We start from the raw sequence: 19,062 nt of genomic DNA, 5'->3' as shown, positions 1-19,062 counted from the left end.
GCGAGGGACAGCGCGGAGAGTGCGTTCACTGGCCAGGACCTCTCAGAACTTCAGCAGGCTCGCGTCGTCGACCGAGGCCGAGCGACGAGTCCGGAAGATGGTCATGATGATCGCGAGGCCGACCACCACCTCGGCTGCGGCGACGACCATGACGAAGAACGCCGCGACCTGGCCGTCGAGGTTGCCGTGCTGGCGGGCGAACGCGACGAAGGCGAGGTTGCAGGCGTTGAGCATGAGCTCGACGCACATGAACACCACGATCGCGTTGCGGCGGGTGAGCACCCCGATCGAGCCGATCGTGAAGAGGATGGCGCTCAGGACGACGTACTCAGTCATCGGACTCCTCCTTGGCCTCGTCGCTGTCGGCCTCGTCGACGCCGAGCTGCGACTTGATCGCCTCGATGTCGGTCAGGCCGGTCGCCTGCATGGTGCCGCGGGCCGCGAGCACCCGCGAGACCGACGCCGGCGCCGGGCTGCCGTCGGGCAGCAACGCCGGGGTGTCGACCGCGTTGTGGCGGGCGTAGACGCCCGGCGGAGGCAGTGGACCGAGGTGGGCACCGGTCTCGCCGTAGGCCCGGATCCGCTCGGCGGCCAGGTCGGCCTGGGTCTTGCGGGGGGTGAGCCGCTCGCGGTGGGCCAGGACCATCGCGCCGACCGCGGCGGTGATGAGCAGGGCGCTGGTGGCCTCGAAGATGAAGACGTAGCGCGAGAAGAGCAGGTCGGCGAGCGCCTGGACGTTGCCGCCCCGGTTGGCCTCGTCGAGCCCTGCGGAGCTGGTGAAGGTCAGCTGGGTGAGCGCGACGACGAGCGTCACTACGAACACCAGGCCGACGAACCAGGCGAGCGCGCGCTGGCCCTTGATCGTCTCGACCAGCGAGTCGGAGGCGTCGACGCCGACCAGCATGAGCACGAACAGGAAGAGCATCAGGATCGCGCCGGTGTAGACGATGATCTGGACCGCGAAGAGGAACGGCGCCTCGAGCACGGCGTAGAGCACCGCGAGGCCGATCATCACGACCGCCAGCAGCAGCGCGGCGTGCACGGCCTTGCGGACGAACAGCAGGCCCAGCGCGGCGACCACCATGATCGGCGCGAGCACCCAGAACGCGATCACGACCGGTCCTCCTTGAACTCGCCCCGGTAGTAGTCCTCGTCGGTGCCGAGGAGCATCGGGTGCGGCGGCTGGTCCATGCCGGGCAGCAGCGGGGCGAGCAGGTCGGACTTCTCGTAGATCAGGCTGGCCCGGCTGTCGTCGGCGAGCTCGTACTCGTTGGTCATCGTGAGCGCCCGCGTGGGGCACGCCTCGATGCAGAGCCCGCACAGGATGCAGCGCAGGTAGTTGATCTGGTAGGTCCGGCCGTAGCGCTCACCGGCGCTGTAGCGCTGGGAGTTCCCGTCGGCATCGGGGGTGTCGACGTTCTCGGCACCCTCGACGTAGATCGCGTCGGCCGGGCAGGCCCAGGCGCACAGCTCGCAGCCGACGCACTTCTCCAGGCCGTCGGGCCAGCGGTTGAGCTGGTGCCGGCCGTGGAAGCGCGGTGCCGTGGGCAGCTTCTCCTTGGGGTACTGCTCGGTGACGACCTTGCGGAACATCGTCCGGAAGGTGACGCCGAACCCGGCCACCGGGTCCCACAGCTGCTCCTTGAGCGTGGGGCCCTGCTGGCTCTGGTCCGTGGGCTTGTCAGCCATTGCTCACCTCTCGGTCGGCCTCGGAGCGGAACACCAGCGGCGCGGCGGCGCCGCGGACCGCTCCGCCCGCGGGCATCGGCGGCACCGGGAAGCCGCCGGTGCGAGGCGCGGCGCTCGTCGGCGCCACCTCGTCGGCGTCCTTCTCGGGCAGGAAGAACGTGAGCAGCAGGACCGCCAGCAGCACGCCGATCACGATCAGCCAGAACTGTGGGTTGCTGCCGAAGCCCTCGTCGAAGACGCCCTCGTTGCGGGCGACCCGCATCGTGGCGACCGCGACGATCCAGACCAGCGAGATCGGGATGAGGCGCTTCCAGCCGAACGCCATGAACTGGTCGTAGCGCAGTCGCGGCAGCGAGCCGCGCAGCCAGATGAAGATGAAGATGAAGAACAGGACCTTGCCGAAGAACCACAGCACCGGCCAGTAGCCCTCGTTGGCGCCGGCCCAGAACTCGTCGATCCAGAACGGCGCGTGCCAGCCGCCGAGGAAGAGCGTGGTCGCGAGCGCCGAGACCGTCGCCATGTTGATGTACTCGGCGAGGAAGAAGAGCGCGAACTTGAGGCTGGAGTACTCGGTGTGGAAGCCGCCGACCAGCTCGCCCTCGGCCTCGGGGAGGTCGAACGGCGCCCGGTTGGTCTCACCGACCATCGCGATCGAGTAGATGATGAACGACGGCAGCAGGATCAGGCCGAACCACAGGTTGTCCTGGGCGGCCACGATGTCGCTGGTCGACATCGAGCCGGCGTACATGAAGACGGCGACCAGGGCCAGGCCCATGGCGACCTCGTAGGAGATCATCTGGGCGCTGGAGCGCAGCCCGCCGAGGAGCGAGTACGTCGACCCGCTCGACCAGCCGCCGAGCACGATGCCGTAGATGCCGATCGAGGCGATCGCCATCACGAAGAGCACCGCGACCGGCATGTCGGTGAGCTGGAGCGGCGTCTGGTGCCCGAAGAAGTTCACCTCGGGCCCGAACGGGATGACGCTGAAGGTCACGAACGCCGGCACCACCACGATGACGGGCGCGAGCACGAAGACCACCTTGTCGGCGGCCTTGGGGATCAGGTCCTCCTTGAAGGCCAGCTTGACGCCGTCGGCCAACGACTGCAGCAGGCCGAAGGGGCCGTGCACGTTGGGGCCGATCCGGTGCTGCATCCGGGCCACGACCCGGCGCTCCCACCAGATGTTGAAGAGCGTCAGCAAGACCAGGATCACGAAGATCAGCAGCGCCTTGAGCCCGATCACCCACCAGGGATCGTTGCCGAACGCGCTCAGCGCGTCGCTCATCCGTGCACCCCTTCCGCTCCGGAGACGGTGACCCCGGTACCCGGGGAGGCCAGGTCGGCCAGGACGCCGTTGCCGACCGAGTTGGCCGGCACCCAGACGGTGCCGGCGACCAGGTCGTCGCAGATCTCGGCCGGCAGCGTCATCGACCCGCGGTCACCGGTGAGGGTGACGGTGGGGCCGAACTCGTCGTACAGGGCCGGTGGCACCAGGGCGACCGGCGTACGGGCGGTCGCCTTGAGGTACTTGTCGCCGTCCTGGAGCGAGCCGTTGTCGAGCAGCTGCTTCCAGGTCGACAGCGCCGTGCCGGAGGCCGGGCCGGACGCCGCGACCGTCGGGGCCGCGGCGCGGGCGCCGTCCCACGGGCCGAGCTGGGCCATCTCGGTACGGACCTCGTCGACGGTGCGGAAGCCCAGGGGGGCGCCCAGCTCGTCGGCGATGCCGGACAGGGCGCGCAGCTCGGGCAGCGAGGCCGGGTTGTGCAGCGCGGCCGCCCACGGGCGGACCCGCCCCTCCCAGTTGACGAACGTGCCGGACTTGTCGGTGGTCGGGGCGACCGGGAAGACCACGTCGGCCGCATCGGTGACCTCGGTACGCCGCAGGTCGAGCGCGACCACGAAGCCGGCCGCCGCGACGGCCGCCCGGGTGGCGGCCGGATCGGCGGTGTCGTCGGGGTCGACCCCGGCGACGACCAGGCCGCTCAGCTCACCGACGACCAGTGCGGCGACGATCGCGTCGGCGTCGCGGCCGGGCGTCTCGGGCAGGCCGGCGACACCCCAGGCGGTGGCGACGTCGACCCGGGCGCCGGCGTCGGCGACCGGACGGCCGCCGGGCAGGAGGGTCGGCAGGCAACCGGCCTCGATCGCACCACGGTCACCCGCGCGGCGCGGCACCCAGGCCAGCCGGGCGCCGGTGGCCGCGGCCACCTCGGCGGCGGCACTGAGCGCACCGGGGACGACGGCGAGCCGCTCCCCCACGAGCAGGACGCTGGTGGCGTCGAGCTCGCCGGCCAGCGCGCGCAGTGCGGCGGGCTCGTCGCCCGGCACGGTCGGGACCAGGCGGCCCGCGACCTTGTCGAGGCCGCGGGTGGTGAAGGGCGCGAGCGCGACCACCTCGGTGCCTCCCGCGCGCACGGACTTGCGCAGGCGCAGGAAGATCGCGCCGGCCTCGTCCTCGGGCTCCAGGCCCACGAGCACGACCTTGGCGGCGGACTCGAGGTCGGCGTACGTGACGGCGCCGGACTCGGGCCCGGTCAGCACGACGTGGCTGGCCAGGAAGTCGGTCTCCTCGGCCGAGAGCGGCCGGGCGCGGAAGTCGATGTCGTTGGTGCCGAGCGCGACCCGGGCGAGCTTGGCGTAGGCGTAGGCGTCCTCGGCGGTGAGCCGACCGCCGGTCAGCACGCCGACCCCGGCGCCGGCCTTGGCCTCGGCCAGGCCGCGGGCGGCGACCGCGAAGGCCTCGGGCCAGGACGCGGGCCGCAGGCTGCCGTCGTCGTCGCGGACCTGGGGGTAGGTGATCCGGTCGTCGGCCTGGGCGTAGGCGAAGGCGAACCGGTCCTTGTCGGTGATCCACTCCTCGTTGACCGCCGGGTCGTCACCAGACTGGCGGCGCAGGACCTTGCCGCGGCGGTGGTCGACCCGGATCGCGGAGCCGCAGGCGTCGTGCTCGGCCACGCCCGGCGTGGAGACCAGGTCGAAGGGCCGGGAGCGGAAGCGGTACTGCTCGGAGGTCAGCGCGCCGACGGGGCAGATCTGGATGACGTTGCCCGCGAAGTACGACAGGAAGGGCGCGTCCTCGGCGATGCCGATCTGCTGCTGGGCACCGCGCTCGACGAGCGCGATGAACGGGTCGCCCGCGATCTCGTCGGCGAAGCGGGTGCAGCGCTGGCACACGATGCAGCGCTCGCGGTCGAGCAGCACCGTGGGCGAGAGGTTGATCGGCTTGGGGAAGGTCCGCTTGACGCCGCGGTTGCGGTCGTCGGAGAAGCGCGACTCACCCTGGCCGTTGGACATCGCCTGGTTCTGCAGGGGGCACTCGCCGCCCTTGTCGCAGACCGGGCAGTCGAGCGGGTGGTTGATGAGGAGCAGCTCCATCACGCCCTGCTGCGCCTTGTCGGCGACCGGGCTGCTGACCTGGGTGTTGACCACCATGCCCTCGGCGACCGGCAGCGTGCACGAGGCCTGGGGCTTGGGGAAGCCGCGCCCGTTGCCCGCGTCCGGTACGTCGACCAGGCACTGCCGGCAGGCACCGACGGGCGCGAGCAGCGGGTGGTCGCAGAAGCGCGGCACCTGGACGCCGACCTGCTCGGCGGCGCGGATCACCAGCGTGTCCTTGGGGACGCTGACCTGGATGCCGTCGATGGTGACGGTGACCAGGTCGGTCTTCTCGATCTCGGGGGCGCTCATGCCGTCACCTCCTGGCCGGCCCAGGCCGTCGACGTCGCGGGGTCGAAGGGGCACCCGCCGTGGCTGAGGTGGGCGAGGTACTCGTCGCGGAAGTACTGGATCGAGCTGGAGATCGGGCTCGTCGCGCCGTCGCCCAGCGCGCAGAACGAGCGGCCCAGGATGTTGTCGCACTGGTCGAGCAGCTGGTCGAGGTCGGCCTCGGCGCCCTGACCGTTCTCGAGCCGGGTCAGCGCCTGCACCAGCCACCAGGTGCCCTCGCGGCACGGGGTGCACTTGCCGCAGGACTCGTGCTTGTAGAACTCCGTCCAGCGCAGCACCGCCCGCACCACGCAGACGGTGTCGTCGAAGATCTGGAGCGCGCGGGTGCCGAGCATGGACCCGGCCGCGCCGACGCCCTCGAAGTCGAGCGGGACGTCGAGGTGCTCGGCGGTCAGCAGCGGCGTGCTGGAGCCGCCGGGCGTCCAGAACTTGAGCTGGTGGCCCTCGCGGACGCCGCCGGCCAGGTCGAGCAGCTCGCGCAGCGTGATGCCGAGCGGCGCCTCGTACTGACCGGGCTTCTGCACGTGGCCCGAGAGCGAGAAGATGCCGTGGCCCTTGGACTTCTCGGTGCCCATCGCACCGAACCAGGCCGCGCCGTTCTTGACGATGGCGGGCACCGAGGCGATCGACTCGACGTTGTTGATGACCGTCGGGCTGGCGTAGAGACCGGCCACGGCGGGGAACGGCGGGCGCAGCCGGGGCTGGCCGCGGCGGCCCTCGAGGCCCTCGAGGAGCGCGGTCTCCTCGCCGCAGATGTAGGCACCGGCGCCGGCGTGGACGACGACGTCGAGGTCGTAGCCCGAGCCGTGGATGTTCTTGCCGAGGTGGCCGGCGGCGTAGGCCTCGGCCACCGCCGCCTGCACCCGGCGGATCACGTGGACGACCTCGCCGCGGATGTAGATGAACGCCTTGTTGGCGCGGATGGCGTAGGAGCTGATGATCACGCCCTCGACGAGCACGTGCGGGTTGCCCATCATCAGCGGGATGTCCTTGCAGGTGCCCGGCTCGGACTCGTCGGCGTTGACGACGAGGTACTTGGGCTTGGGGTTGTCCTGCGGGATGAAGGACCACTTCATGCCGGTCGGGAAGCCGGCGCCGCCGCGGCCGCGCAGGCCGCTGTCCTTGACCGTGGCGATGACGTCGTCGGGGCTCTGGCCGAAGGCGACGTCGAGGGCGGTGTAGCCGCCCTTGGCGGCGTAGGCGGCGAGCTTCCAGCCCTGCTCGGCGTCCCAGGTGTCCGTGAGGACCGGGGTCAGCACGTCGCTCACGCGTCACCGTCCTTGTGTGCGGCCTCGACGGCCGGCAGCGCGGCCGGGTCGGGGGCGGTCCACCCGCGCTCACGGGCGATCTGGAGGCCAGCCAGGGACGCGGGGCCCGCGGTGGGTCCCTCGTCGGCGCGGCCGTCGGGGAAGCCGGCGAGCACGCGCTCGGCCTCGCGCCAGGTGCAGAGCCGCGGCCCGCGGGTCGAGCTGACCTCGTGGCCGGCGCGCAGCGCCTCGACCACCTGGACCGCCGACTCGGGGGTCTGGTTGTCCATGAACTCCCAGTTGACCATCATCACCGGCGCGTAGTCGCAGGCGGCGTTGCACTCGATGTGCTCGAGGCTGACGGTGCGGGAGTCGCCCTGGCGCTGGACGGCGACCTCGTCGTTGCCGATCTCGAGGTGCTCCTTGAGCCGCTCGAAGATCGCGTCGCCGCCCATCACCGCGCACAGGGTGTTGGTGCAGACGCCGACGTGGAAGTCACCGACGCCGTGGCGCTTGTACATCGTGTAGAACGTCGCGACGCCGTTGACCTCGGCCGCGCTGATCTCGAGGATCGCGGCGCAGGCCTCGATGCCCTCGGGAGTGATCCGGCCCTGGGCCGACTGCACCAGGTGCAGCATCGGCAGCAGGCCCGAGCGCGGCTCGGGGTAGCGGGCCGCGATCTCGCGCAGCTCGGCGATCGTCTTGTCGTCGAGGGGCTGGGTGCTCATCGGTCGACGCCTCCCATGACCGGGTCGATGCTCGCGATGGCGACGATGACGTCGGCGATCTGGCCGCCCTCGCTCATCACGCCCATCGCCTGGAGGTTGTTGAACGACGGGTCGCGGAAGTGCGCCCGGAAGGGACGGGTGCCGCCGTCGGAGACAACGTGCGCCCCGAGCTCGCCGCGTGGCGACTCGACCGGCACGTAGGCCTGGCCGGCCGGCACCCGGAAGCCCTCGGTGACCAGCTTGAAGTGGTGGATCAGCGCCTCCATCGACTCCCCCATGATGTGGCGGATGTGGTCGAGGCTGTTGCCCATGCCGTCGCTGCCGATGGAGAGCTGGCTGGGCCAGGCGATCTTCTTGTCGCCCACCATCACCGGGGCGCCCTCGAGCCGGGCCAGCCGGTCGGCGGCCTGCTCGATGATCCGCAGCGACTCCCACATCTCGTTGAGGCGCACCCGGAACCGGCCGTACGAGTCGGCGGTGTCCCAGGTCTGCACGTCGAAGTCGTAGGTCTCGTAGCCGCTGTAGGGCTGGGCCTTGCGCAGGTCGAAGCCGTAGCCGGTGCTGCGCAGGACCGGGCCGGTGAGACCCAGCGCCATGCAGCCCTCGAGGTCGAGGTGGCCGACGTTCTCGAGGCGGGCCTTGAAGATCGGGTTCGCGTTGCACAGGGCGGCGTACTCGGGGAGGCGCTTCTTCATCAGCGCGACGAAGTCGCGGATCTGGTCGAGCGCCCCCGGCGGCATGTCCTGGGCGACGCCACCGGGACGGATGAACGCGTGGTTCATGCGCAGGCCGGTGATGAGCTCGAAGAGGTCGAGCACCAGCTCGCGCTCGCGGAAGCCGATCGTCATCACGGTCAGGGCGCCGATCTCCATGCCACCGGTGGCGATGCACACCAGGTGGGAGGAGATCCGGTTGAGCTCCATGAGCAGGACCCGCATGACCTGGGCCTTCTCGGGGATATCGTCCTCGATGTCGAGCAGCCGCTCGACGCCCAGCACGTAGGTCATCTCGTTGTAGAACGGCGAGAGGTAGTCCATCCGGGTGCAGAACGTGACGCCCTGCGTCCAGGAGCGGAACTCCATGTTCTTCTCGATGCCGGTGTGCAGGTAGCCGATGCCGCAGCGGGCCTCGGTGACCGTCTCACCCTCGATCTCGAGGATCAGCCGGAGCACGCCGTGCGTCGACGGGTGCTGCGGGCCCATGTTGACGACGACGCGCTCGGCGGCGTCGTTGTCGCCCATGCCGGCCGCGATCTCGTCCCAGTCCTGGCCCGAGACGGTGAAGACCTTGCCGTCGCTGGTGTCGGCGCCGTCGGCGTAGAAGTCGGTGCTCATCAGTTGTAAGACCTCCGCTGGTCCGGCGGCGGGACGCTCGCGCCCTTGTACTCGACGGGGATGCCGCCGAGGGGGTAGTCCTTGCGCTGCGGGTGGCCCGGCCAGTCGTCGGGCATCAGGATCCGGGTCAGGGCCGGGTGACCGTCGAACTGCAGCCCGAACATGTCCCAGGTCTCGCGCTCGTGCCAGTCGGCCGCCGGGTAGATCGGCACCAGGCTCGGCACGTGCGGGTCGCTGTCGGGCGCGGCCACCTCGACCCGGACCCGGCGGTTCCAGGTGAAGGACATCAGGTGGTAGACCGCGTGCAGCTCACGACCGGTGTCGCCCGGGTAGTGCACGCCGCTGACGCCGGAGAGCAGCTCGAAGCGCAGGTCCGGGTCGTCGCGGAGCTTCTGGGCGACCTCGAGCAGGTGCTCGCGGCGCACGTGGAAGGTGATCTCGCCGCGGTGGATGACCACCTGCTCGATCAGCGGGTCGAGCCGGTCGGCCACCCCGTCGAACCAGCCGCCGTAGGGCCGCTGCGCGGCACCGGGCAGGACCACGGGGGCCACCAGGCCGCCGTACCCGCTGGTGTCGCCGGAGCCCTCGACCCCGAACATGCCGCGCCGCTCACCGACCGCGCGGACCTCGACCTCGACCTCGGCCGGGGTCGCCTCGGCCTCGGCGGGAACGTTCTCGTCGCTCATCGCAGCAGTCCTCGCTGGTCACCGGTCGGCAGCGCCACCAGCGCCTCGGCCTCGAGCTCGCGGATCTTGGCCGCGCGGTTCGCGCCGAAGGGGGTGTCGTGCTGGACCTTGTCGTGGAGCTTGAGGATCGCGTCGATCAGCATCTCCGGCCGCGGCGGGCAGCCGGGCAGGTACATGTCGACCGGAACGACGTGGTCGACGCCCTGGACGATCGCGTAGTTGTTGAACATGCCGCCGCTGCTCGCGCACACGCCCATCGCCAGCACCCACTTGGGCTCGGCCATCTGGTCGTAGATCTGGCGCAGGACGGGCGCCATCTTCTGGCTCACCCGACCCGCGACGATCATCAGGTCGGCCTGGCGCGGGCTGGCCCGGAAGACCTCCATGCCGAAGCGCGCGAGGTCGTACTTGGGCCCACCGCTGGTCATCATCTCGATCGCGCAGCAGGCCAGGCCGAACGTCGCCGGCCAGAAGCTGGCCTTGCGCATGTAGCCGGCCAACCCCTCGACCGTGCTCAGCAGGACTCCGCTCGGGAGCTTCTCCTCGATGCCCATGGGTCAGTCCCAGTCCAATCCGCCGCGGCGCCACACATAGGCGTACGCGACAAAGACGGTGGCGATGAACAGGACCATCTCGATCAGCCCGAACCAGGACATCGCGTCGAAGCGGACGGCCCAGGGGTAGAGGAAGATGATCTCGATGTCGAAGACGATGAAGAGCATCGCGGTGATGTAGTACTTCACCGGGAAGCGGCCGCTCAACGCCTGCGGCGTCGGCTCGATGCCGCACTCGTAGGAGTCGGACTTGGCGCGGTTGTAGCGCCGCGGCCCCACCATCGTGCTCATGGCGACCGATCCGACCGCGAACAACGCGGCCAGGGCCGCCAGGACGAGCACCGGCGTGTAGAGCTCCATGAGCCTCCCTCTCGTGATCTTGTGAACAGAATCACTAGTGGCGTGGAACACATACTGCCACCCCGGAACGGGCCCGTCACAGGGGGGTGGGCAATGCCACACCCGCCCCGCCTGTCACCTCGAAAACCGCGCCTGACCTGGGGATTTAACGCACGAGAGGGTTGCGAAAATCAGGGGCCTCAGCGAGGCAGGTAGGGACGCCACGCATCGCGGAACAACGGCCGCGGGATGGTCACCCACTGCCGGCACACGGCGTCCTTGACCAGCACCACGACCGGGCCCACCCGGGCCTCGGTCAGCCGCTCCCAGGGCAGCTCGCTGGCGCCGGCCTCCGTGGCCAGCCGCAGACGCTCCGGCGTGGCCTCGGCGGCCACCGTCGCGCCGACCGGGTAGGCGGCGACCAGCAGGCGGCGTACCGATCGGTGGGCGGCGAACCACAGCCACGCCGCCATCGCGCCGGCCAGCACCGGCCCCAGCAGCAGCCCGGGCGCACCCCACCGCGTCGCTCCGAGCAGCGCGAGCCCGCCGGCGAGGAGGGTCACGACGGAGAGCGCGAGCTTGCGCCAGAGCTGCCAGGTCGATGCACGGATCAGGGCGGCCTGCTCGTCGGCGGTGACCGTCCACTCGACGCGGTCGGATGCGCTCACGCGGTGTCCTCCCGGTCTCCCCCGCCGACGTGCGCGAGCCAGGCGTCCGGGAAGAGCTGGCGCGGGAACAGGAAGCGGCCACGGGTCACCTCGTCCTTGCACGACACGTACGCCGGCGCGACCCGCGGCGCGCCCAGCCGGCTCCAGGGGTACTCGCAGACCGCGTGTGGGTGCACGATCCGGAGTCCCGCCTCGCTCGCCTCGGCCGCGGCCGGCAGGCCGGGCGGGAAGCCGGCCGCGATCTGCTTGACGATCCGCCGCCACTGCCGGCCGATCAAGACGCCCTGGATCACGACGTACAGCGCCAGGACCGCGACGAAGTCGGTCTCGACCAGGTAGGCGACGGCCGCTGCAGCGATCACGCCGCCGACCAGGATCAGCGCGGCGTAGGTGCGCACGCAGAGGAGCGCCGCCGCGCGGGCGTACGCCTTCGACTCGGCCGCGGTGGGGGTCCAGTCGGCGCGGAGGGCCTGCATGAGCGCGAGCGTAGGGGGCCCGGCGGGCTCTGTCAGGCGGTCGCCCGGTGCATCGCCACGATGCCGCCCGAGAGGTTGCGCCACTGCGGCTTCTGCCAGCCCGCCTCGCCGATCAGGTCCGCGAGGCCGCGCTGGTCGGGCCAGGCGCGGATGGACTCGGCGAGGTAGACGTAGGCGTCCGGGGCCGAGGAGACGGTGCGGGCGACGGCGGGGAGCGCCTTCATCAGGTACTCGATGTAGACGGTGCGCCACGGCGACCACGTCGGGTGGCTGAACTCGCACACGACCAGGCGGCCGCCGGGCTTGGTGACCCGGCGCATCTCGGCGAGGCCGGCGAGCGGGTCGACGATATTGCGCAGGCCGAACGAGATCGTGACGGCGTCGAAGGTCGCGTCGCGGAAGGGCAGCTTGGTGCCGTCGCCGGCGGTGAAGGGCAGGTGCGGCAGCTGCTTCTTGCCGACCTGGAGCATGCCGATCGAGAAGTCGCACGGTACGACCTCCGCCCCGGCGTCGCGGAACGGCTGGCTCGAGGTGCCGGTGCCGGCCGCGAGGTCGAGCACCCGGTCGCCGTACGACGGGTCGACGGCGGCGAGGACCTCGCGTCGCCAGCGGCGGTCCTGCCCGAACGAGAGGATGTCGTTGGTCAGGTCATAGCGCCGCGCGACAGTGTCGAACATCCGTCGAACGTCGGCGGGCTGCTTGTCGAGCTCTGCACGGGCCACCGCGGCAGCCTAGCCGCGTGAAATCGCGCGCAACCAACCGGCCGCCTGCAGCGTCTACCTGAGCATGAAGACAAAGCTGCGCATCGCTCGCCGGATCACGGTCGTCACCGTGATCGCGGCGCTCTGCTCCGTCCTGGCGTACGGCGTCGGTTGGGCCGTGCGCGGCGAGAAGCTCCCCTGGGAGCACTCCCCCCAGGCCGACGGCCCCACCCGGGTCCACCAGCCCGGCGCTCAGGCCACCGACCAGCCCGGCACCCGGCCGATCGGCAACCCGGCCGCCGAGCCGAGCGACACCCCGAGTGACACCCCCGGCGACACCCCGAGCGACGAGCCCCGCGACGAGCCCAGCGACGAGCCGAGCAAGACCCCGAGCAAGGACCCCGGTCCCCCGCCGGCCGGTCCGGCGCTGTTCTCGCCCGGCGACACCGGCCCCCAGGTGCGCGAGATCCAGGCCCGGCTCAAGCAGATCGACTGGTTCAGCGGCGACGTCACCGACAAGTACGGCCCGGTCACGACCGAGGCGGTGCGCGGCTTCCAGGCCAAGCGCGGCTTCGAGGTCACCGGCGAGGTCGACCGGCGCACGCTCGACCGGCTCGAGGCGATGACCCGCGAGCCCACCCGGGCCGAGCTGACGAACCAGCCGCCGCCGAGCACCGGCGGCAACACGCCCGGACCGCTCGACGCGCGCTGCCAGACCGGGCGGGTGCTGTGCATCGACAAGTCGAGCCGCACGCTGCGCTGGGTGGTCGACGGGACGGTCCGCAAGACCGTCGACGTCCGGTTCGGCTCGGCCGAGCTGCCGACCCGCGAGGGCGTGTTCGCGATCCAGCGCAAGAGCCGCGACCACGTCTCGACGCTGTACCACACGTCCATGCCCTACGCGATGTTCTTCTCCGGCGGGCAGGCCGTGCACTACTCCCCGGACTTCGCGGCGCACGGCTACAACGGCGCCTCGCACGGGTGCGTCAACGTCCGCGACCAGGGCGCGGTGGCGTGGCTGTTCGACCAGGTCTCCGTGGGCGACAAGGTCGTCATCTACTGGAGCTGAGCGCGCCGAGGGCTAGGCGTCGGCGCCGGTCTTCTCCAGGACGAGGTCGAGGTAGTGCGCGATCTCGTCCGGCGTCAGGCCCGAGGCGTAGACGTCGTAGGTGAGGCCGCCGCGCTCGGCACGGCACTCGGTCTGGTAGCTGCCGGGCGGGATGTCGCCCTCGACCGGCATCCCGGTGGTCGGGTCGGTCGGCTGCTGCCAGGCGACGGCGCAGCGGTGGCCGCCGACCTCGCGCAGCTCGTAGTGGCCGCCGCCGTTCTGGCTGATCTCGAACGGGCCGTTCGGGATGACCAGGCCGGTGGGGCCGCCGGTCACGGTCACCGCGATCTGGGCCGGGGCGCTCTGCGCGGTGGCCTGGGCCATCGCCTTGACGTCGATGTAGGCGCGGACCTCGGAGGGACCGTAGATCGACCCGAGGTTGCTCGTCGCCTTGGTGTCGCCGTCGGAGGCGGCGTTCGCGATCTGCTCGATCGCCTTGATGTCCTCGGGGTTGGTGGTGCCGGCGTCCTTGGCCGTGATCTTGGACAGCGCGACCATCCGGTCGTCGAGCCGGTCCGGGAGCTTCGGCAGGTCACCGGCGGAGGCCGCTGCGCCCGGGTCCTCGGAGACCTTGGGCAGGCCGACGGCGAAGCCGACGGCTCCGCCGAGCAGGAGGACGCCCGTGACGGCGCCGGCGATGGTGGATCGAGCGATCGGCATCGGGCCATCATGCCCGGTCCACCTGAGAACGAGCCGAACGGGTCAGAGGTCGGTGCCGTCGGCCAGCCGGCGGTACTCCAGGCCCGCGCCCTCGAGGAAGCGGCCGAACTGCAGGTCGACGATGCCGAGCCCCTCGGGCGAGAACACCCGGTCGTGGATGGCGACATTGCGTGCGGCGCCGAGCCCGCGGGCGAACTCGACGCCCTCGCTCACCCGCATCCACGGGGCGCACACGGGCGCCAGCAGCACGTCCACCGGTACGCCGGGCCCGGTCAGCGCGTCGCCCGGGTGGAACACCGTGGTGTCCCCCACGTCGAGCAGGTAGCCGCTGTTGTCGAAGCGCGGCAGCTCGGGGTGGATGACCGCGTGCAGCTCGCCGACCGCGCGGACGCCGATGCTCCCGATCGACCAGCTCTCCTCGGGCCGTACGACGTGCACCCGCTCGGCGACGTCGGGCGCCACGTCGCGGATCTGGGCCGCCACGGCCGAGATGGTGTAGATCGGCGCGTCGGTCGCGCGCAGGTTGTCGGGGTGGAAGTGGTCGACGTGCTCGTGGGTGATGAGCACCGCGTCGACGCCCTCGACGGATTCGCGCTGGCTCCAGACGCCGGGGTCGAGGACCACGGTGGTGCCCTCGTGCTCGATCCGTACTGCCGAGTGGCCGAACTTCGTCAGTCGCATGGGACCAACGGTAGTCCGCTCCCGATCAGCCGGTCTGGTGGTGCACGAAGCACCACCGCCAGTCCTCGCCCGGCTCGACCGAGCGCATGACCGGGTGCTGGGTCTCGCGGAAGTGCGCCGTGGCGTGCCGGCTCGGCGAGGAGTCGCAGCAGCCGACCTCACCGCAGGACAGGCACATCCGCAGGGCGACCCAGCGGGTGCCCTCGACGAGGCAGTCGGCGCAGGCGAGCTCGGCGGGCGGGTCGAGGAGGGGCGCCTGGGCGAGGTGCTCGCAGCCGTCACGCGCGGGGGCCCTGGCCGTGGTGCGCAGCTCGGCGCGGGCGGCCTCGGCGGCGTCCAGCATGGACTCCTCGACGTCGAGCATGGCGAGCACCTCGCTCACGATCTCGGAGGGCACCGAGCCGGTCGAGCGGATCTCGAGCACCCGGCGGCGCTCGGCCTCGATCATGTCGCCGCGCCAGCGCGCGTAGAGGTCGCTGGGGCTCTCCTCGCCCTCGGTCGTGCCGAGCCGCTCCCACGCGGCGAAGTTGCGCTGCTCGATGCGCTGGATGATCAGCTCGCGGACGTGGTGCGGGTCGTCCGTGTCGGCGGCGAGCTCGTCGAGGCGGTGGATGCCCGCCTTGGCGGCCTGCTGGAGCAGCGTGGCGCGGGCCAGGGCGTCGTCGTGCGGGTCGGGCGAGGGCACCCGCAGCCTGCGGGCGACCCAGGGCAGCGTCATGCCCTGGCCGAGCAGGGTGCCGGCCACGACGGTGAACGCGATGATGAGCAGCACCTCGCGGTGCTCGGTGTGCTCGGGCACCGTGAAGGCGGCTGCCAGGGTGACCACGCCGCGCATCCCGGCCCAGCCGATCAGGAACGAGTAGCGCCACGAGGCCTTCTCGCCGGTGACCGGGTCCGGTCCCGGGCGCAGCAGCAGGTAGCGCGAGGCGAACACCCACACCAGCCGCAGCACGACGACCGCGACGAACGCGGCGGCGCACGCGGCGACGATCGTGCCGACGCCGAACTCGCTGTCGCCGACCTCGCCGAGCAGCCAGTCCGCCTGGAGGCCGATGAGCAGGAAGACGGTGTTCTCGAGGACGTACGCCAGCGTGCGCCAGTTGGTCCGCTCGGCGATCCGCGACGGCGCCGTCTGCAGCACCGGAGCGACGTGGCCGAGCAGCAGGCCCGCCACGACGACGGCGACCACGCCGGAGGCGTGGAACTCCTCGGCCACGATGTACGCCGCGAAGGGGATCACCAGCGAGATGGCGGTGTCGAGCAGCGGGTCGGTGACCTTCTTGCGCAGGAAGCCGACGATGACGAACGCCAGGCCGCCCACGAGCACGCCACCGCCCGCGGCGATCACGAAGTCGCCACCCACCTGCCACGCGGTCACCGTGGTGCCGAGCGCCGCAACGGCCGTGCGGAGGGCGACGAGGGCGCTCGCGTCGTTGAGCAGCGACTCGCCCTCGAGGATGGTGACGATCCGCCGGGGCAGGCCGATCCGCCGTCCGATCGCGGTCGCCGCGACCGCGTCCGGCGGCGCGACCACCGCGCCGATGGCGAGCGCGAGGGGCCAGCCGATCTCCGGGATCACCACGCGCACGACGGCCGCGACACCGAACGTCGTGAACGCCACGAGCCCCACCGACAGCAGCAGGATCGGCCGCCGGTTGGCGTTGAAGTCGACGAGCGAGGTGTTGACCGCCGCCGAGTAGAGCAGCGGCGGCAGCAGGCCCAGCAGCACGACCTCGGGCTCCAGCCGGATCTCCGGCACCCCGGGCACGTACGACGCCGCGACGCCCACGACCACCAGCGTCAGCGGGGCGGGCACCTCGAAGCGCTCGGAGATCGCCGTCACCGTCAGCACGGTGATGGCGATCGCCACGAGCAGGAAGGCGATCTCCATGGGCGGTGTCTCCTCAGTCGGTCCCGGGAAGGTCCGCGGCCAGGCCGCGGATGCGGGCGTCGAGGTCCCGGCGGCCGGTCCGGGAGACCACCGCCTCGACGACCTCGATACCACCGTTGGGCATGGCGAGCGCCTGGTCGAGCTCGGGCCGCGAGGTGACCCGCAGGTGCGGGACCCGCGCCGCCGCGCACAGCCCGGAAAGGTCGGTGCCGTGGGGTGTGCCGAAGAGCCGCTCGAACGACGCCGCGTGCGCGGGCGCGCCCTGCTCCAGCATCGAGAAGATCGCTCCCCCGTCGTCGTTGGGGACGACGATCGTCAGGTCGGGGCGCGGCTCCTCGGGGCCGAGCACCAGACCGGTCTGGTCGTGCAGGAACGTCAGGTCGCCCATCAGGGCGAGGTTCCGGGTGGATCCGGAGCGGCCGAGCGCGGCGCCGACGGCGGTGCTGATGGTGCCGTCGATCCCGGCCAGGCCACGGTTGGCGATCACCTTGCGGCGGGTTCCGACGGCCGGCGGGCGGACCATGACGTCGAGGTCGCGGACCGGGCTGGACGCGCCGACCACGAGCAGTCCGCCCGCGGGGAGCGCGGCGTGCGTGACCCCCGCGACGTCGTACGGCGTGAGGGCGGGCTCCGCGGCGAGCAGGCGGTCGATCCGCAGCCCGAGCGCGCGGTCGGCCGCCCGCCAGGCGTTGAGCCAGGCAGGGTCGTCGGGCTCGTCGCCGGCCCAGGAGGGCGCGGTGACCGGGACCGACCCGGCCGGCCGCACCGGCCAGGCACCGCGGCCCGCGACGACGAGCACCTCGACGTCGCTGCGCTCCAGGAGCAGGGTCACCGGCCGCGACAGGGTGGGCCGCCCGAACACCACGACCCGCTCGATCCGGCGGCCGAGGCCGGTGCCGAGCAGCAGCCGGTAGGTCCGCAGCGCGTGGTCACCGGTCCGGGCGCCGCTGGTCGGCTCGGCCAGCAGCGGCCACCCCGCGGCCTCGGCGAGCTGACGGGCGGGCGGGCCGGCGTCGTCCCCGGCGACCACGACCGTGCGCGGTCCGCGCGGGAGCGGGGTCGCCGGGCCGGACGGCCTGCGCGACGGGGCGGACACGACGGGGGCGGCGAGCGGCGGGGCCGGCACCGGGGCGTCGGGCACGAGCGGCGCGTCGAGCTGGACGTTGAGGTGCACGACGTCGTCCCACCCGGCGGCGACGGCGTCGAGCTCGGCGACCGTGGCGACGTCCCGGGTGATCACGAACGGGCTGAAGATGCCGACCTGGTCGGTGGTCTGGTTGGCGCCGGTCCCGCGCAGCCGGGCGGGCCGGTCGGCCGAGACGACGACGAGGCCGACGCCGGAGTGCACTGCCTCCAGGACGGCGGGGTGCAGGTTGGCTACGGCGGTCCCCGACGTGGTGAGCACGGCGGCGCGCGCGCCCGAGCGGGTCAGCCCGAGGGCGAGGAAGCCGCCGGTGCGCTCGTCGATGCGCGTGTGGAGCCGCGGTCCGCCGTCCTGCTGGGACGCGGCCCAGAGCGCCAGCGCGAGCGGGGCGTTGCGCGAGCCGGGGGCGACGACCACCTCGGTGACGCCGGCCCGGCCGAGCCAGGCGACGAGCGCGTCCGCGAGGTCTGCGGCGGACGAGGCGGAGGAGGTGGTCATGACCCCAGATCCTCGCGCAGAGCGCGCACCTCGGCGAGCCGGGCCTCCCAGTGCGCGAGCCGGTCGGGGGCCGCGCCCAGCAGGCCGACCTGCTGGACGTCGACCTTGGGACGTCGTACGGGCAGCGCGCCGTCGACCGGCAGCAGCGGCTCGGCGACCACGTCGGCGGTCAGGAGCTGCACCGTGGCCAGGCCGCAGGCGTAGGGCAGCTCGGGCAGCGCCGCCGCCAGCGCGACGCCGGCGGCGATGCCGACGGAGGTCTCCAGCGCGCTCGACACGACCACGGGCAGGCCGATCCGCTCGGCGATCTCGAGGCAGGCCCGGACCCCGCCGAGCGGCTGCACCTTGAGCACCGCGATGTCGGCGGCCTCCAGGTCGCGCACCCGGTAGGGGTCCTCGGCGCGGCGGATCGACTCGTCCGCCGCGATCGGTACGGCGACGCGGCGGCGCACCAGTGCCAGGTCCTCGACGCTCGCGACCGGCTGCTCGGCGTACTCCAGGCCGCCGGCGGCCCGGTCGAGCCGTCCGATCGCGGCGACCGCGTCGTCGACCGACCACGCGCCGTTGGCGTCGATCCGGAGGTGCCCGTCGGGCCCGAGCGCGTCGCGCACCGCCTCGACCCGCGCCTCGTCGTCGGCCGGGCTCTGGCCGGGCTCGGCGACCTTGACCTTGGCGGTCCGGCAGCCACCGGCGCGCACGATCGCGTGCGCCCGCTCGGGGTCGACCGCCGGGACGGTCACGTTGACGGGGACCCGGTCGCGCAGGGGCGCCGGCCAGTCACCGGCGGCCGCCTCCTCCGCGCAGCGCAGCCAGGGCTCGGCGACGTCGGCGGGGTACTCCAGGAACGGGCTCCACTCCCCCCAGCCGCCCGGCCCGCGCAGCAGCGCCGCCTCGCGGACGGTGATCCCGCGGAAGCGGGTGCGCATCGGGAT

The 19,062-nt window shown here is 72.2% G+C and carries 20 protein-coding genes; 1 reads left to right on the top strand and 19 read right to left on the bottom strand.

The genetic code is table 11. The features are described from left to right. Nucleotides 1-42: 42 nt before the first annotated feature. From nuoK to M0M48_RS28155, 14 genes are all read right to left on the bottom strand, one after another. The gene (nuoK, locus tag M0M48_RS28220; RefSeq protein WP_028657221.1) at nt 43-336 is read right to left on the bottom strand and encodes an NADH-quinone oxidoreductase subunit NuoK; all 294 of its coding nucleotides are present in this window, start codon (nt 334-336) and stop codon (nt 43-45) included. After that, nucleotides 329-1,084 (bottom strand): NADH-quinone oxidoreductase subunit J, encoded by a 756-nt coding sequence (locus M0M48_RS28215; RefSeq protein WP_374587314.1) that lies wholly within the window; start codon nt 1,082-1,084, stop codon nt 329-331. The genes nuoK and M0M48_RS28215 overlap by 8 nt, the downstream gene beginning before the upstream one ends. 26 nt (nt 1,085-1,110) lie before the next feature. Then, entirely contained in the window at nt 1,111-1,689 is a 579-nt protein-coding gene (gene nuoI, locus M0M48_RS28210) for an NADH-quinone oxidoreductase subunit NuoI (RefSeq protein ID WP_215813566.1), read from the bottom strand. After that, entirely contained in the window at nt 1,682-2,974 is a 1,293-nt protein-coding gene (nuoH, locus tag M0M48_RS28205; RefSeq protein ID WP_257753671.1) for an NADH-quinone oxidoreductase subunit NuoH, read from the bottom strand. The genes nuoI and nuoH overlap by 8 nt, the downstream gene beginning before the upstream one ends. Further along, a complete protein-coding gene (locus M0M48_RS28200; protein WP_257753670.1) occupies nt 2,971-5,376 on the bottom strand; it encodes an NADH-quinone oxidoreductase subunit G in 2,406 nt (801 codons plus the stop codon). Before M0M48_RS28200 ends, nuoH begins: the two co-directional genes overlap by 4 nt. Then, nucleotides 5,373-6,683, bottom strand: coding sequence for an NADH-quinone oxidoreductase subunit NuoF (gene nuoF, locus M0M48_RS28195; RefSeq protein WP_215813569.1), 1,311 nt, complete (start codon nt 6,681-6,683; stop codon nt 5,373-5,375). The genes M0M48_RS28200 and nuoF overlap by 4 nt, the downstream gene beginning before the upstream one ends. Beyond that, the gene (gene nuoE / locus M0M48_RS28190; protein ID WP_215813570.1) at nt 6,680-7,390 is read right to left on the bottom strand and encodes an NADH-quinone oxidoreductase subunit NuoE; all 711 of its coding nucleotides are present in this window, start codon (nt 7,388-7,390) and stop codon (nt 6,680-6,682) included. Before nuoE ends, nuoF begins: the two co-directional genes overlap by 4 nt. Beyond that, entirely contained in the window at nt 7,387-8,724 is a 1,338-nt protein-coding gene (locus M0M48_RS28185) for an NADH-quinone oxidoreductase subunit D (RefSeq protein WP_257753669.1), read from the bottom strand. The genes nuoE and M0M48_RS28185 overlap by 4 nt, the downstream gene beginning before the upstream one ends. After that, a complete protein-coding gene (locus tag M0M48_RS28180) occupies nt 8,724-9,410 on the bottom strand; it encodes an NADH-quinone oxidoreductase subunit C (RefSeq protein ID WP_257753668.1) in 687 nt (228 codons plus the stop codon). Before M0M48_RS28180 ends, M0M48_RS28185 begins: the two co-directional genes overlap by 1 nt. Continuing rightward, the gene (locus M0M48_RS28175) at nt 9,407-9,964 is read right to left on the bottom strand and encodes a NuoB/complex I 20 kDa subunit family protein (RefSeq protein WP_215813573.1); all 558 of its coding nucleotides are present in this window, start codon (nt 9,962-9,964) and stop codon (nt 9,407-9,409) included. The genes M0M48_RS28180 and M0M48_RS28175 overlap by 4 nt, the downstream gene beginning before the upstream one ends. A 3-nt stretch (nt 9,965-9,967) precedes the next feature. Beyond that, nucleotides 9,968-10,324: an NADH-quinone oxidoreductase subunit A gene (locus M0M48_RS28170; protein ID WP_215813574.1), complete on the bottom strand. Its 357-nt coding sequence runs from the start codon at nt 10,322-10,324 to the stop codon at nt 9,968-9,970. Between the two features lie 179 nt (nt 10,325-10,503). Beyond that, the gene (locus M0M48_RS28165; RefSeq protein WP_257753667.1) at nt 10,504-10,971 is read right to left on the bottom strand and encodes a hypothetical protein; all 468 of its coding nucleotides are present in this window, start codon (nt 10,969-10,971) and stop codon (nt 10,504-10,506) included. Further along, nucleotides 10,968-11,447 carry a hypothetical protein gene (locus M0M48_RS28160; protein ID WP_257753666.1) on the bottom strand — a complete coding sequence of 160 codons (480 nt, stop codon included), beginning with the start codon at nt 11,445-11,447 and terminating at the stop codon, nt 10,968-10,970. The genes M0M48_RS28165 and M0M48_RS28160 overlap by 4 nt, the downstream gene beginning before the upstream one ends. 32 nt (nt 11,448-11,479) lie before the next feature. Next, nucleotides 11,480-12,169 (bottom strand): demethylmenaquinone methyltransferase, encoded by a 690-nt coding sequence (locus M0M48_RS28155; protein WP_257753665.1) that lies wholly within the window; start codon nt 12,167-12,169, stop codon nt 11,480-11,482. A gap of 64 nt (nt 12,170-12,233) precedes the next feature. On the opposite strand from M0M48_RS28155, the gene M0M48_RS28150 reads away from it, so the two are divergent. Beyond that, the gene (locus tag M0M48_RS28150) at nt 12,234-13,217 is read left to right on the top strand and encodes a L,D-transpeptidase family protein (RefSeq protein ID WP_257753664.1); all 984 of its coding nucleotides are present in this window, start codon (nt 12,234-12,236) and stop codon (nt 13,215-13,217) included. Nucleotides 13,218-13,229: 12 nt separating this feature from the next. Here the strand turns inward: M0M48_RS28150 and M0M48_RS28145 are convergent, their stop codons facing one another. Genes M0M48_RS28145 through M0M48_RS28125 form a run of 5 tightly spaced genes read right to left on the bottom strand, consistent with a single transcriptional unit; the run spans nt 13,230 to nt 19,056 of the window. Beyond that, complete coding sequence (locus M0M48_RS28145) at nt 13,230-13,916, bottom strand: hypothetical protein (protein WP_215813579.1); 687 nt, start codon at nt 13,914-13,916, stop codon at nt 13,230-13,232. A gap of 42 nt (nt 13,917-13,958) precedes the next feature. Then, nucleotides 13,959-14,597, bottom strand: a complete 639-nt coding sequence (locus M0M48_RS28140) for an MBL fold metallo-hydrolase (protein ID WP_257753663.1) — start codon at nt 14,595-14,597, stop codon at nt 13,959-13,961. A gap of 25 nt (nt 14,598-14,622) precedes the next feature. Next, nucleotides 14,623-16,488 (bottom strand): Na+/H+ antiporter, encoded by a 1,866-nt coding sequence (locus M0M48_RS28135; RefSeq protein WP_257753662.1) that lies wholly within the window; start codon nt 16,486-16,488, stop codon nt 14,623-14,625. A gap of 13 nt (nt 16,489-16,501) precedes the next feature. Beyond that, on the bottom strand, nt 16,502-18,130 hold the full coding sequence (menD, locus tag M0M48_RS28130) for a 2-succinyl-5-enolpyruvyl-6-hydroxy-3-cyclohexene-1-carboxylic-acid synthase (protein WP_257753661.1): 1,629 nt from the start codon (nt 18,128-18,130) through the stop codon (nt 16,502-16,504). Continuing rightward, entirely contained in the window at nt 18,127-19,056 is a 930-nt protein-coding gene (locus M0M48_RS28125; RefSeq protein WP_257754425.1) for an o-succinylbenzoate synthase, read from the bottom strand. Before M0M48_RS28125 ends, menD begins: the two co-directional genes overlap by 4 nt. Nucleotides 19,057-19,062 lie beyond the last annotated feature (6 nt).

Source organism: Pimelobacter simplex (genome assembly GCF_024662235.1).
Classification (GTDB): domain Bacteria; phylum Actinomycetota; class Actinomycetes; order Propionibacteriales; family Nocardioidaceae; genus Nocardioides.
The sequence above is the reverse complement of the archived record's forward strand: the minus strand, read 5'-3'. Positions and strand labels throughout refer to the sequence as shown.